This is a genomic window from Kerstersia sp., from assembly GCF_052103615.1.
GTDB lineage: Bacteria > Pseudomonadota > Gammaproteobacteria > Burkholderiales > Burkholderiaceae_B > Kerstersia.
This window is the reverse complement of the sequence record NZ_JBQEKA010000018.1, coordinates 1-12,763: the sequence shown is the minus strand read 5'-3', so window position 1 is coordinate 12,763 and position 12,763 is coordinate 1. Positions and strand designations below refer to the sequence as shown.

Annotated in this window: 13 protein-coding genes; 8 read left to right on the top strand and 5 right to left on the bottom strand. The window is 55.1% G+C overall.

Annotated features, from left to right (window positions below; translation table 11 throughout):
• Nucleotides 1-47: 47 nt before the first annotated feature.
• From ACTJGZ_RS06500 to ACTJGZ_RS06480, 5 genes are all read left to right on the top strand, one after another.
• Nucleotides 48-554 carry a MarR family winged helix-turn-helix transcriptional regulator gene (locus ACTJGZ_RS06500; RefSeq protein ID WP_441662132.1) on the top strand — a complete coding sequence of 169 codons (507 nt, stop codon included), beginning with the start codon at nt 48-50 and terminating at the stop codon, nt 552-554.
• On the top strand, nt 551-1,327 hold the full coding sequence (locus tag ACTJGZ_RS06495) for a HEAT repeat domain-containing protein (RefSeq protein WP_441662131.1): 777 nt from the start codon (nt 551-553) through the stop codon (nt 1,325-1,327). Before ACTJGZ_RS06500 ends, ACTJGZ_RS06495 begins: the two co-directional genes overlap by 4 nt.
• A 13-nt stretch (nt 1,328-1,340) precedes the next feature.
• Complete coding sequence (locus ACTJGZ_RS06490; protein ID WP_441662130.1) at nt 1,341-1,679, top strand: DUF6616 family protein; 339 nt, start codon at nt 1,341-1,343, stop codon at nt 1,677-1,679.
• Nucleotides 1,680-2,219: 540 nt separating this feature from the next.
• Nucleotides 2,220-3,206, top strand: a complete 987-nt coding sequence (locus tag ACTJGZ_RS06485; protein WP_441662129.1) for a DUF1852 domain-containing protein — start codon at nt 2,220-2,222, stop codon at nt 3,204-3,206.
• Nucleotides 3,207-3,230: 24 nt separating this feature from the next.
• Nucleotides 3,231-4,259: a methionine synthase gene (locus tag ACTJGZ_RS06480; RefSeq protein WP_441662128.1), complete on the top strand. Its 1,029-nt coding sequence runs from the start codon at nt 3,231-3,233 to the stop codon at nt 4,257-4,259.
• A gap of 239 nt (nt 4,260-4,498) precedes the next feature.
• Here the strand turns inward: ACTJGZ_RS06480 and ACTJGZ_RS06475 are convergent, their stop codons facing one another.
• The 3 genes from ACTJGZ_RS06475 to ACTJGZ_RS06465 all read right to left on the bottom strand — a co-directional run bounded on the left by ACTJGZ_RS06475 (nt 4,499) and on the right by ACTJGZ_RS06465 (nt 6,667).
• Entirely contained in the window at nt 4,499-4,912 is a 414-nt protein-coding gene (locus tag ACTJGZ_RS06475) for a GNAT family N-acetyltransferase (RefSeq protein WP_441662127.1), read from the bottom strand.
• Between the two features lie 232 nt (nt 4,913-5,144).
• Entirely contained in the window at nt 5,145-6,107 is a 963-nt protein-coding gene (locus ACTJGZ_RS06470; protein WP_441662126.1) for a quinone oxidoreductase family protein, read from the bottom strand.
• Nucleotides 6,108-6,277: 170 nt separating this feature from the next.
• Nucleotides 6,278-6,667 carry a RidA family protein gene (locus ACTJGZ_RS06465; protein WP_441662125.1) on the bottom strand — a complete coding sequence of 130 codons (390 nt, stop codon included), beginning with the start codon at nt 6,665-6,667 and terminating at the stop codon, nt 6,278-6,280.
• A 138-nt stretch (nt 6,668-6,805) separates the two neighbouring features.
• Between ACTJGZ_RS06465 and ACTJGZ_RS06460 the strand changes: the two genes are divergently transcribed.
• The 3 genes from ACTJGZ_RS06460 to ACTJGZ_RS06450 all read left to right on the top strand — a co-directional run bounded on the left by ACTJGZ_RS06460 (nt 6,806) and on the right by ACTJGZ_RS06450 (nt 10,312).
• The gene (locus ACTJGZ_RS06460; RefSeq protein ID WP_441662124.1) at nt 6,806-7,708 is read left to right on the top strand and encodes a LysR substrate-binding domain-containing protein; all 903 of its coding nucleotides are present in this window, start codon (nt 6,806-6,808) and stop codon (nt 7,706-7,708) included.
• Nucleotides 7,709-8,712: 1,004 nt separating this feature from the next.
• Nucleotides 8,713-9,309: a DUF6088 family protein gene (locus ACTJGZ_RS06455; RefSeq protein WP_441662123.1), complete on the top strand. Its 597-nt coding sequence runs from the start codon at nt 8,713-8,715 to the stop codon at nt 9,307-9,309.
• Nucleotides 9,302-10,312, top strand: a complete 1,011-nt coding sequence (locus ACTJGZ_RS06450; protein WP_441662122.1) for a nucleotidyl transferase AbiEii/AbiGii toxin family protein — start codon at nt 9,302-9,304, stop codon at nt 10,310-10,312. Before ACTJGZ_RS06455 ends, ACTJGZ_RS06450 begins: the two co-directional genes overlap by 8 nt.
• Nucleotides 10,313-10,858: 546 nt before the next feature.
• Here the strand turns inward: ACTJGZ_RS06450 and ACTJGZ_RS06445 are convergent.
• Nucleotides 10,859-11,611 (bottom strand): caspase family protein, encoded by a 753-nt coding sequence (locus ACTJGZ_RS06445; protein ID WP_441662121.1) that lies wholly within the window; start codon nt 11,609-11,611, stop codon nt 10,859-10,861.
• A 2-nt stretch (nt 11,612-11,613) separates the two neighbouring features.
• Nucleotides 11,614-12,459 carry a hypothetical protein gene (locus ACTJGZ_RS06440; protein WP_441662120.1) on the bottom strand — a complete coding sequence of 282 codons (846 nt, stop codon included), beginning with the start codon at nt 12,457-12,459 and terminating at the stop codon, nt 11,614-11,616.
• Nucleotides 12,460-12,763: the final 304 nt, after the last annotated feature.

Below are 12,763 nucleotides of genomic sequence, written 5' to 3'. Positions count from 1 at the left end.
GTTCTTCCCAACTTATAATTAGCCACCATACCATATGGTGACAAACAATGAATCTGGAACAGAAGTACCGAGCATTGCTTACGGAAGCGGCGCGGCGCGAGTTGCCGAATATCGCCAGCATTCAGCTTTGCTTCCAAACCCTGTCGCTGGCTAACGCCATCGACAAAGACTGCGCAGCCTTGCTCGCCCCGCATGGCCTCTCAGAAGGCCGCTTTGTCCTGCTATTTCTGCTGGATGCCGCCCCTGCCGGCCTGGCGCCCAACGTCCTGGCCGCACAGGCAGGCGTGACTCGCGCCACCGTAACCGGCCTGCTCGATGGCCTGGAACGCGAAGCCCTGATCAAGCGCCATGCCGATAGCCAGGACCGCCGCGCCCTGCGTGTCGTGCTCACCCCAAAAGGTAAGCAAACCGCACAAAACGTCTTCGAGCAGCACAGCCGCTGGATCGCTGGACTCTTTGGCAACCTGACGGCGACGGAACATGAACAACTGGCGCTATTGCTGCGCAAAGTCGCTGGCAATCTCGAAACCTCCACACAGGAGTCATCCTCATGAAAGCAGCGCCTGCGCGCAAAGGTGCCACACGCACCGCCGATATTCCTGCTGACATCCTGGCTGCCTTATCCTCAGGCACCCTGCCCAGCGCCACCCTGGCTGAAGGGCTGGCGCTGGATCAATCCGTCTTGCTGCATGCTGTCTTTCCCGCGCTATCCCCCGCCGCGCGGCAAGCCGCGGAGGCCGCTTGCCAGCAAGGCATCCTGAAACGGATGGCGGGCATTGCGGCCGTTCTCTTGCAGGAACCTGGCTTCACCGCGCTGGAAATATGCCAGAACCACCCTTCCGATACCGTCCGCGGCTGGGCCTGCTTCATGATTGGCCAGCATTCCTACCCGGATCTGGCAAGCCGCCTGGCGGCTATTCGCCCGCTGGCCGACGACCCTCACTTCGGTGTCCGCGAATGGGCCTGGATGGCCATCCGCCCGCACCTGGCAACGCAATTGGCTGATGCCATCGAACTGCTGGCGGGCTGGACCGCTTCGCCCTCGGACAAGCAGCGGCGTTTTGCCAGCGAAGCCCTGCGCCCGCGCGGCGTCTGGTGCGCTCACATCGGCGCGCTCAAGCAACACCCTGAACAGGCGCTGCCTGTTCTCACCCCCTTGCGCAGCGACCCATCCGTCTATGTGCAGGACTCTATCGCCAACTGGCTTAACGATGCCGCCAAAGATCAGCCGGAGTGGGTACGCCAGCTTTGCCTGCAATGGGAGCAGCACTCGCCCACGGATGCCACCCGCCGTATCTGCCAGCGCGCCTTGCGCAACCTCAAATAGCCCTTACCCCCATATGAACCACTACCTCGTCGAACTCTATACACCGAACGCCGCCTGGCATGCCCTGGCGGCCCCTCAGCGCCAGGCTTTTCTCAACGGCATCCAGGCCGCCATGGGCAGCCTGTCCAGTCTGGGCATTGAAGTCTTGGCGCTGAGCGAAACAGATCCCGGCATAGACCAGGCCAGCGCGCACCGTTTTCTAGGCATCTGGCGCTTTCCCGACACGCAGGCCAGAGACGCCCTGCTGGCTGGTATCCAAGCCAGTGGCTGGTATGACTACTTTAACCATATCAACGCCGCCAGCGACACCGGCGGCATGGCCAGCCATCTGGCCATGCTGTCTGCCGCCTGAAGCCGCTGCCATCACAAGCCAGCGCGTTACGGCGGCTCTGCTTACGGTCTCTGCTTAACACCAGCGCGGCCCCGGCCTTGGGCCGTCACGCTGGCCTTCCCAAGGCCAGCCCGGCCGCGCTCCATTTGTGCGCCAGGCATCAGGCCCACGCCTGCCAACCCATGCCTGCAGCCGAAAACCGGCACCATTCTTCTGTCAGGCCAGGCTGCGCCGCCCCTATCCGCTTGGCCTAGCGGACCAACGCAGGCAATCCTAGGCCAACAGGCAAAATCCATGAGGATTCTTCATGCCATCCGGGCTTCAGACACCTGGAACACGGCATGAACGCTGGCCCCAGGGCAGATCTTGAGAAAAACTAATACTAGAGTGAAATTAAATCACTTTTTTTCAAGCAATGACTCAGCATAAAATACGCTTTGCTCTGAATTTAGGCAATACAAAAAAACACCAAATTGCAGCCAGGAAATTAAAACCATAAACGCCTGGCAGCGCAAGAAATAACTTCAGGTTTTATCTCAGAATTTAGGATGCCAGGTTGCAATGAATAACGATTTCACATTTTCTCTGAAAAGCATTCGCTTCGACGAGAACTATCACCCTTCGAACAATACGCGCCTTACCACCAACTTTGCCAATCTGGCCAGGGGTGAAAGCCGTCAGGAAAACCTGCGCAATACGTTAAGGATGATAAACAATCGTTTTAACTCCCTGGCGCACTGGGACAATCCCAAAGGGAATCGTTACAGCGTTGAACTGGACATTATCTCCATTGAAATCAATGTGGATACCACCAGCACCAGCAATGCCTTGCCGCTGATTGAAATTCTGAAAACCAGCATCATTGATCACCAGACCGGCACGCGCACCACGGGCATGGTCGGCAACAGCTTTTCCTCCTATGTCCGGGATTATGACTTCAGCGTGCTGCTGCTGAACCACAACCGCGATCAACCGGGCTTCAGCACGCCAGAGAACTTTGGCGATCTGCACGGAAAGCTGTTCAAACACTTCATTCATTCCAGCACTTACCAAGAGCACTTCAAAAAACTGCCGGTAATCTGCCTGAGTGTTTCGAGCAGCAAAACCTATCACCGCACCGAAAACGTACACCCGGTGCTGGGGGTGGAATACCGCCAGGATGAATACTCCTTGACGGACGAATACTTCGGCAAAATGGGGCTGCAAGTGCGCTATTTCATGCCGCAAAACAGCGCCGCCCCGCTGGCTTTCTATTTCGCTGGCGACTTGTTGAACGATTACAGCAATCTTGAGCTCATCAGCACCATCAGCACGATGGATAGCTTCCAAAGAATCTATCGGCCGGAAATTTACAATGCGAACTCCGCGGCCGGGCACAACTACCAGCCCAGCCTGAAGCATCAGGATTATTCGCTGACCCGCATTGTTTATGACCGGGAAGAACGCAACCGGCTGGCCATTGAGCAGGGCAAGTTTGTTGAAGAACACTTCATCAAACCGCACCAGGCTATTCTTGAAGAATGGTCCGCCGCCCATTACGCTCTCTGATTCTCAAAAACAAGGTCGTCCATCATGAAAAAACTGCTTCCTACGTGCACTGCCGGCAGCCTGCCCAAACCTTCCTGGCTGGCGCAACCGGAGACGCTTTGGTCACCGTGGAAACTGCAAGGCGAAGAACTCATTGAAGGCAAGCAAGACGCCCTGCGTCTGGCGCTGCAAGAGCAAGTACACGCCGGCATAGACATCGTCAGCGACGGCGAACAAACGCGCCAGCACTTCGTCACGACGTTTATCGAACACCTCAGCGGTGTTGATTTTGAAAAACGCGAAACGGTCAGGATCCGTGATCGTTATGACGCCAGCGTGCCGACCGTCGTCGGCGCAGTGGCCCGGCAAAAACCTGTTTTTGTTGAAGACGCCAAATTCCTGCGTCAGCAAACCAAGCAACCCATCAAATGGGCCCTGCCTGGCCCCATGACGATGATTGATACGCTGTATGACAACCACTATAAAAGCCGCGAAAAACTGGCTTGGGAATTTGCTGTCATCCTCAATCAGGAAGCCCGCGAACTGGAAGCGGCTGGCGTTGACATCATCCAGTTCGACGAACCAGCGTTCAATGTCTTCTTTGATGAAGTCAATGACTGGGGCGTGGCCACCCTCGAACGGGCCATCGAAGGCCTGAAGTGCGAAACCGCCGTGCACATTTGCTACGGCTACGGCATCAAAGCCAATACCGACTGGAAAAAAACCCTGGGATCGGAATGGCTGCAGTACGAAGAATCCTTTCCGAAACTGCAAAAATCCAGCATCGACATCATCTCGCTGGAATGCCAGAACTCGCACGTCCCCATGGATCTCATTGAACTGATCCGCGGCAAGAAAGTGATGGTAGGCGCCATTGACGTGGCAACCAACACCGTCGAAACGCCCGAGGAAGTCGCCAACACCCTGCGGAAAGCGCTGAAGTTTGTCGATGCCGACAAACTCTACCCGGCCACCAACTGCGGCATGGCCCCCCTCTCCCGCCAGGTAGCACGAGGCAAACTGCAGGCCCTCAGCGCAGGCGCCGCCATCGTTAGAAACGAACTCTCGGCCTGAACTTGCGCATGAACCGCTGGCCTGCCCCCAGGCCAGCAGCGCATGAAATCCCCGCAAGCCCACCAGAAACAGCAGCTGGCCCAATCGGCCAGCCACGCCGCCCCCTGGTGGGCTTTCCTATTTCGGGCACCAGAGCGTGCCGTCAAACGCAGAAGAAACGCACACAAGGCCGCCCAATCCCCTTGCCGCCCCTAGCGCCCCAACCCTGGCGCCTGACACATCACACCCGATATCCGCCCTCACCTGGGCGCATGATAAAAAATGATCTCGGGATCTCCTTCGTCCAAATTGTCGATATAGCCGCTAGGCCTGAAACCTTGCTTGAGAAATAACGCTTGCATCGGCTGGTTGGACAAATTGGTCGAGCTGAACAACTTTTGACCAGCCTGAGCGGATTTAAAATACTCAAGGATCGCTGCGCCCCGGCCATGGCCACGGTACGCTTTACCGACCATCACCATCTCAATAAATAGCTGCCCAAAAAAATGGCGCGTCAAAACGCCATAAGCAAGCGCCTGCCCCTGCTGTTCGCCGACACAACAGCACGCAGACTCAAGCCATGCCCGGATCTGCGCGCGCCGCCCTGCGTCTGTCTCAGCGACTGAATCAAGCGCACACAGCGCCTCATAGTCCCCTAAATTGGCAAACCTCACACACACCGCCTCATCGTTCACTGAAACCTCTACTGGCTATCTTGGTATCGGGGAAACCGGTAAAAATCCTGCTGAAAATCCGCAGCACACTCATCCGCGCTATCAGCGGCACATCCATGCAAGCGGAATTGGATTGCCAATGTCGCCATGAGAAAATTTTACTTGTGACTCCATCGCTTTAGCGGGGGGATTTCCGTCCTTCGCCAGGCACGCAACATGTGGCGAACCGACTTCACGGTCTCATGACGACACGGCCCAGCGGCTTGGCCGTTTCCGCATAAGCATGGGCCGCAGCGGCCTGCGCCAGGGGGAAGATGCGGTCAATGACGGCGTATATACGCCCATCGGCAAGCGCTTGCAAAAGCTCGTCCACGGTTGAACGGATCGCCGGCCTCTCAAAAAGCGGGCCCATGAACACACCCGAAAGCGTTTGGTTGCCCTGCATAGCCGGCCACAAATCGACAGCCAAATTGCCTCCGCCAGCATTGCCAACGAAAACAACACGCCCCTCAGGAGCCAGCGCAGCAAGAGAATCCTGCAGCGTTGTTCCCACCGGATCCAGGACAAGATTTGTGCCTGCGCCATGGGTGATCTGCCGGACAGCATCCACGACGTTATAGGCCGTGCGATCCACCACATGATGGGCACCGAGCTCGCGCAGCCGACTGCTTCGCTGTGTTCCACTAGCCACGGCGATGACCGTCGCACCGGCTTGCGCGGCAAGCTGAACAGCAGCAAGGCCCACGCCGCCAGCCGCTGCCTGGATCAGTACCGTTTCTCCGTGTGCCAGCGCACCGCGCGCGAAAAGACAGTGATGCGCCGTCCCGAAAGAGATTGGCAATATCGCCGCGTCCACAGCTTCCACGCCATCGGGTATCAGCCATGTGCGCCCTGCTGGCACAGCCCAAAGTTCGGCATGCGAGCCCTGCATGTCGAATGCCGTGACACGCTCCCCAACTCTGCGGCTCGCAACGTTCGCTCCGACCACCACCACCGTGCCCGCTGCCGCGTAACCGACCACCCAGGAAGAATGAGGTGGCGGAGTCGAACGGCGGTTGATGAGATCGCCCCCTTCAATCGAGATTGCCTCAACAGCAATCAAAACCTCGTCAGGCCCGACATCCGGGGTGGGAATATCGGCATACCTTAAAACCCCAGGGGCGCCTGCTGCGTCGTAAACCGCTGCTTTCATCATGGCTTATCTCTCTAGTCGATGCGTAGGATCCTTAGCAGGCAAACGCACCCATTCGGTCAGTTTGAATTGTCAGGCGGCCTTGCTCGGAACGCGCTTTGAACAGAGGCACCAGCCCCTTCTTATCCCGCCCGTAGTCGGCAGACATCCAGCATGCCTAACCGGAATAGACGTTAGGGCAACTTGGCAATCACTTTGATCTCAAACTGAAATCCGTAAAGCCACGTCACGCCAATTCCAGTCAAAGTGGGATAAGGCGCTTCTCCCCAATATTCTGGCAGAACATGCCAAATCGCTTCGAGGTTCGACTCGGGATCGACGACAAAAAGAGTGACGTCAACCACATCGCCGAATGTGCAACCCGCTGCCGCGAGCACAGCATTAAGGTTTTCGAATGCCAGCCTGACCTGCGCCTTTAGGTCCGGCTCAGGCGAACCATCCTCTCGGCTTCCCACCTGCCCCGAAACAAACAAGAAGCCATTGGACTTAATGGCTGGTGAATACCGGTTGCGCTCATAGAGCGCCCGCCGACCGGACGGAAAAACTGCTTCGCGTGTTGCCATGTTTATCCCTGTGTATTGGGGCGAAACCTGCCCCATGAATCTCAGGTACTCTACAAGCGCAGACCAGGCGGATAAACAAGTAACTTTGTTCAGCATTGTTTGTAAAATCCAAACAATCTGCCAGAAAGAGGATAGGAAATGGATCGCTTCGATGCGATGCGCGCCTTTGCTCGTGTCGTGGAAGCAGGCAGCTTCACCAAGGCTGCTCAAACCCTGCATATGAGCAAAACCACCGTGACGCAACTCGTTCAGCAGCTGGAAGCGCGCCTGCGCGTCAAGTTGCTCCATCGCACCACGCGCAAGCTCGGTGTCACTCCCGACGGAGCCGCCTACTACGAGCGCGTCATCCGCCTCTTGGCGGACCTGGAAGACGCTGAAAATAGCTTGTCCAATGCGGCGAGCACGCCCAGAGGACGGCTACGGGTAGATGTACCCAGCCCCCTGGCTCGTCTCATCCTGGTGCCCGCGCTCCCGGCCTTCCATGCACGCTACCCTGATATCCAGTTCGACATGGGTGTGAGCGACCGGATGGTGGATCTGATCGGCGACAACGTGGATTGTGTCTTGCGCGGTGGAGAAATAAACAACCAATCCCTGATTGCGCGTCATGTCGGCGATTTGCCCATCGGTGCCTACGTTGCACCGAGTTATGTAGAACGCCTTGGCACCCCTACACATCCCCGAGAGCTGGAAAACACCCACCACCGCATCGTGGGATTCTTATCCTCACGCACCGGCAAAATTGATCCTCTGACACTGCACTGCGGGACTGAGCGCCTGGAAATCAAGAGCAGCTACGTACTCGCCGTCGATGATGGAAATGCCTATCTGGAAGCTGGGCTGGCTGGGCTAGGAGTAATTGCGTTGCCAAACTACATGGCGGCAGCACATCAGGCCCATGGCGCCTTGATTCCGTTATTTGAACAATGGCGTTTTAAGCCTATGCCACTGCACTTGGCATTTCCAGCAAACCGCCATGTCAGTGCCAAACTGCGCGTTTTCATTGATTGGATTACTGAACTGATGCAGCAGCATCAATAGCCCCGTTTTTCGGGAAAACCATCGGTTTCAAGCGCAGCGAACGGCCACGCCCAGACGCCAGGCAGCGCCGGTACCAGCCTGTGCTTTGAATGCGGACACCTCAGTCACGAATGCTGCCATTGATCTACCCGCAAGGTTCGCCCCCAAAGTATGGTGCCGACGGAAAATCCATCACAACACCTTGCGGCAACAAGGCGACGCCGCGTGGTTTTTGAGCTGGGCAGCCTGGCTGATGACCGCCTGGCATTGGTCAACCAAACATCCACCGGCCCGCCAAAGGGCTGGACAAGATCAACATCTCACAACGACCGTGCAGACGATCATCGTCGCGGAAAGGACGGTACCGGCAGGCGATACCGTCAGGGGCCGGGAGACCTGCTGATGCCGGGAAAGCCGCATGAAATAAACTTTCCCGAAGAGACCTAAACCGTCAAAGGCGGTTTAGGTCTGGATAGTGAACGGAACGATCTTAATCAGGCCTTCGATTCTTACCGCCAATTTCATCGCCAAGCGGTTCTATATGTTACGGCGGCTTTTCGATAACTGACGAGAGTCCTCGAAGGGCCTGATTTCACTCCCACTCGATCATCAACAAACCACTTAAGTCATTGTGGTTAAAGGGATTTTTTGTGATCGAAATATGCCTCTACCGTCACTGATACCGTCGCCAAAAAATAGGTTTTGTTGGCAAGGAGTTACGGAGCATCGGCATATCATCAATCAGCCCTCAGCATACCGAAAAAATCCCAAATCGTCAGCCGGCATAAAGTGCAAGCTAGCGCCCTCATCCGGCAGCTGAAAGTTGTGGCGGGCGCTCCGAGGATACTCACCTGACTGATCTGCGTCTCCAAGTCGCTGTATCGCTTCGAGCGCATTTTCTCAACGTCCTGAATGCGTTTCCAGGCATGCGGTAGTGCTTAGCTTCACGGCAAGCACGAAAGCCTGCTTCTCTTGAAAACTGTCAGAAATTACTTCATAATTCTAACAGTCAGGAGATTCCCACCATGCAAACCATTGCCAAACAGGTTCTGGAGCACGCCGCCGGATTGCCGGAGGGCACTCCTTTGGTCGCCAAAGAACTGCTGCATTTGGGAAACCGAGCAGCGGTAGACCAAGTGCTGTCCCGACTCGTACAGCGCGGCGCCCTGCTACGCGCTGGTCGCGGCATCTATGTCCTACCGGTGGAGAACCGGTTCGGCTCCCGCGCACCCTCTGCCTCCAAAATGGTCGAGGGGCTCGCCCAACAGCGCGGCGAAACCATCGTGCCGCACGGTGCAGCGGCAGCCAATGCGCTGGGGCTCACCACCCAAGTGCCCGTGCGATCTGTCTACCTGACCTCGGGCCCCAGTCGCCGTTTGAAGCTGGGAGCCCAGACCGTTGAATTCCGCCACGCGCCGGTGTGGCAGTTGATCCTTCCTGGACGCGCTGCTGGTGATGTCGTGCGGGCGCTGGCTTGGCTGGGGCCAGAGCGCGCCGGAGAAGCGCTGCGCGCTCTGCGTGCCAAACTACCGCCATCCGAAATAAAGGAAGTCGCATCAGCACGCGCGCGCCTACCTACATGGATGGCAAAGGAAGTAAGTGCTCTGGTGTCGCATGGCTAAATTTTTCGATCTCTCTGTCGATGACCGTCTTGAAGCCCTGGCCCATGCAGCCGACGCTTCCGGTCGCCCTCCCCACCTGCTGGAAAAGGATGTCTGGGTGGTGTGGGCTCTACACCACCTCTTCGCCGCACCCTACGCGCCACATCTCATCTTCAAGGGAGGCACCTCGCTGTCAAAGGCCTACGGTGTCATCCAGCGTTTTTCCGAGGATGTGGATCTCACTTACGACATCCGTGCCATCGCCAGCGACCTGATTGGCGAGGCAGGCACGCCCCTTCCTGCCAGCAAGAGCCAGGAAAAGAAATGGAGCAAGGAGATTCGTTCCCGGCTGGCTGAATGGGTGACGGCCGATGTCGTCCCGCTCCTCCGGCAAGAGTTGCTGCGGCAGGATCTGCCAGCCCAGATTCGCGCCGAAGGCGACAAAGTGTTCATCGACTACACCCCGCTAGCTTCTGGAACGGGCTATGTGCCGTCTGCGGTCATGCTCGAATTCGGCGCACGCTCCACCGGAGAACCATGCGAATTGCGCGGGGTCAGTTGCGATGCCGCCGCACACCTGCAATGTGTAGAGTTTCCGGAAGCAACGCCGCAGGTGATGCGTGCCGAACGGACGTTTTGGGAGAAAGCCACCGCGATCCATGTGTTTTGCTCACAAGGGATCTTTCGCGGTGGTGAACGATTTGCACGTCACTGGCACGACGTAACGCGTTTGGATGCCGCCGGCTTCGCTGACTCGGCAATCACCGACAGGACGCTCGCCAAGGAAGTAGCCAATCACAAGAGCATCTTCTTTACGGAAAAAGGCCCAGACGGCACACTAATCGACTACCACGCGGCCGTCTCAGGCGGATTGTGTTTGGTGCCAGGCGACGAGGCCCTGGCCAAGTTGGCCGCTGACTATCAGTACATGGTAGAGGATGGGCTGTTCCTCGACGAAGTTGAATCGTTCGACGTCCTTCTCCGGCAGTGTTTGTCCATACAACAAAAGGCGAATTCGGCGTAGCTTGGCGCGTTCATCAAATCGCGCAAAGCTGGGATCAAACGGTGAGGCTCTACGGATTCGAAGGGGATGTTTTGCTCTCGATCCAATTAGGCAGTGTGCATCTGCTGAAGCAAGCTGCCGCATATTGATATATGCCTGCCAGTCGTAGTCTGCATACGACAACGGCCAGATTTTCAAACTCTCATCCCTTCGATTTCACTGCATGAACAGATGATCGAACATCGACTTCTCTACGGTGCCTGTCCGACTGATCATGTTCTCATTTCAAAAAAATAGCAGCATATGGGGAGCTCATGTCGCTCTTAAAGACAGAAGGCCGGGCACCTAAGGCTGTAAAGCTATGGGGAAGGCGTACGCCAGACACGAACGCCATGCGCAAACATGACGATGGCGAAAGCTGAAGCGGGAAGAAAATCCCCGGCATCAAAGCGTACCAGTTCAATTCCGGCTTTGGCACCGGGCACTAGAGAAAACCGTTCCCTGGTTTGTGGAAACGGCTTTTTTATGACTCTGAGATCGGTAGCAATCTCACAAAAACTCGTAGCTTCAGTAAAATCCGCGAGGGGCAATTGCAAATGGAAAATGCGGCGTAGTTCTTGGGTACATCGCAGATGGATTCTGACGACCAGAAGACCTGTTTTTTACCCGTACCTTAGCCGCGTCATGGGCAGAAACAATTGACATCACACGGATTTTATTACCACTCTTTCCCCATTGCCTTCCTGAACCAATAAGAGAACTAGTATACAAACCACCTTCAGCATCATCTTCATTTGCACCCTCATTGCGGTCGCAAGCATATAGTTCAACTACGCCGGGTGAACAACCATTCAAATGTTGATCAAAAACTGCTCGCGAATCGTCAGTGTGAATACTTTCAAGTGCTTCGGAATAGGCCTGTAGATCAGCTGCCTTACGTAACATCTCATAATGGAAAACACGGCAGGCATCCGCGATTACCGTGTGCTTTCTTGCTCCTGCGCGCACTAGATCAGCCATTTCAATATAGACTCCAGGCCTTAAGCTCAGTTGAGTTCTATTTCTCTCAACAGCATGGCGACCGTGACCTCCAAAGAACACAAATGAATAGTCATGGGCTTTAAGCTCACTCAATTTCGAATCAACATCTGCACGAGTCGGATCAACAAGCACATCAATTTCTGACTGATACCACCCCCCTCCTACTGGGGACATTAAAAAGCCACGCAGATTTTCCAGATCTGCATTAACACCAGGCAACTTATCGTCTTTATCCCCATTGTTCCCTGGGGCTCCTATGAGCAATGCTTTACGTTTCATGTTCAATTCTTCTCTCTGTAATTAGAATCAAATTTTTCAATCATTGATGATGCTAAACGCTCACCGGAACCAGCCACCATTGCAAGAAACAATAGGACAAACTCCGACTTATCCCCCCGAGCCAAGCTCGGAAACAGCAATTCTGAGCGGATAGCTAGTGCAACCACCCCACCCGCGATTGCACCAGTCAACACTCTGGCAACACCCTCTAAATTGTGGACTTTTCTACCCGAAGCACTATCAAAATTGATTTTTCCTGTTCGTAGCAAGACAGAAAATAGCCCCCCCAATGCACCAGCACAAACAGCAAGAACTAACCAGAAAACAGATAAACCAAGTGTTTGCTGGAAATACAGTCGCAAACACCAAAATATAATCACAACCACAGCAAATGGTGCAATTGACCACAAACAAGAAATCACATACCAATACCGTGATTGCTCTTGACTACGAGCATTTATGTACTGCTCTGCCTCACTGATAAGACGCCCAGCAGTTTCATAGTCGTGCTCAAAGCATGACACTAGCGCCTCACCTATTAGAATACGAAAATCTCGCTGAACATCATCCGGCAGATCTGAGCAAGGCCGCGCTTCTAGCAAAGCAGCAACAGCAAGCACTCGACATTTTTTATCGTATGCATAGTGGGTCGCCTTTTCACATTCAAGGTCATAGGCATTCGAAGTTGCCCAGTCGATACGATTTGTTTCCTCGCTTATATAGACAATGTAGTCAGCAGTTCGTCGAATTAGCACGGAATACTTGTGGCCCGCCTTATCCCAAAAATCCTTGTAATCACCAGTTTCATCCTGAGGTTCCACCTTGGATGGCGTATCGACAATATGCACAGTAGCCCTCACTTAACTCACGACTCCATCCGTATTCAGTAGAATTTTGCTCACATGTAACCCTGCCTCGGAGTGAAAGCTGTTAACCGCTACGAGCCGCACACTTAAACGGTCAGTTGCAAGAATACAGTTCACGTTCAGGACGTACTGGGTGCGACGCGACCAGTATTGGCTGAAAGCCATTCCTCATCTAAGGATGCCAAAAAGTTACGTTATTTTACTTTCTTAAATGCTCTATCACCAGATACAAATGTAAGCGGTCGCCGAACGCACCCTTGACGATCAGTTTTCCGGCGTCCACCGA

What these genes read in the sequence shown, in the direction of transcription:
- ACTJGZ_RS06500 (WP_441662132.1), top strand. Translation starts at nt 48, where the DNA reads ATGAATCTGGAACAGAAGTACCGAGCATTGCTTACGGAAGCGGCGCGG.
- ACTJGZ_RS06495 (WP_441662131.1), top strand. Translation starts at nt 551, where the DNA reads ATGAAAGCAGCGCCTGCGCGCAAAGGTGCCACACGCACCGCCGATATT.
- ACTJGZ_RS06490 (WP_441662130.1), top strand. Translation starts at nt 1,341, where the DNA reads ATGAACCACTACCTCGTCGAACTCTATACACCGAACGCCGCCTGGCAT.
- ACTJGZ_RS06485 (WP_441662129.1), top strand. Translation starts at nt 2,220, where the DNA reads ATGAATAACGATTTCACATTTTCTCTGAAAAGCATTCGCTTCGACGAG.
- ACTJGZ_RS06480 (WP_441662128.1), top strand. Translation starts at nt 3,231, where the DNA reads ATGAAAAAACTGCTTCCTACGTGCACTGCCGGCAGCCTGCCCAAACCT.
- ACTJGZ_RS06470 (WP_441662126.1), bottom strand. Translation starts at nt 6,107, where the DNA reads ATGATGAAAGCAGCGGTTTACGACGCAGCAGGCGCCCCTGGGGTTTTA.
- ACTJGZ_RS06465 (WP_441662125.1), bottom strand. Translation starts at nt 6,667, where the DNA reads ATGGCAACACGCGAAGCAGTTTTTCCGTCCGGTCGGCGGGCGCTCTAT.
- ACTJGZ_RS06460 (WP_441662124.1), top strand. Translation starts at nt 6,806, where the DNA reads ATGGATCGCTTCGATGCGATGCGCGCCTTTGCTCGTGTCGTGGAAGCA.
- ACTJGZ_RS06455 (WP_441662123.1), top strand. Translation starts at nt 8,713, where the DNA reads ATGCAAACCATTGCCAAACAGGTTCTGGAGCACGCCGCCGGATTGCCG.
- ACTJGZ_RS06450 (WP_441662122.1), top strand. Translation starts at nt 9,302, where the DNA reads ATGGCTAAATTTTTCGATCTCTCTGTCGATGACCGTCTTGAAGCCCTG.
- ACTJGZ_RS06445 (WP_441662121.1), bottom strand. Translation starts at nt 11,611, where the DNA reads ATGAAACGTAAAGCATTGCTCATAGGAGCCCCAGGGAACAATGGGGAT.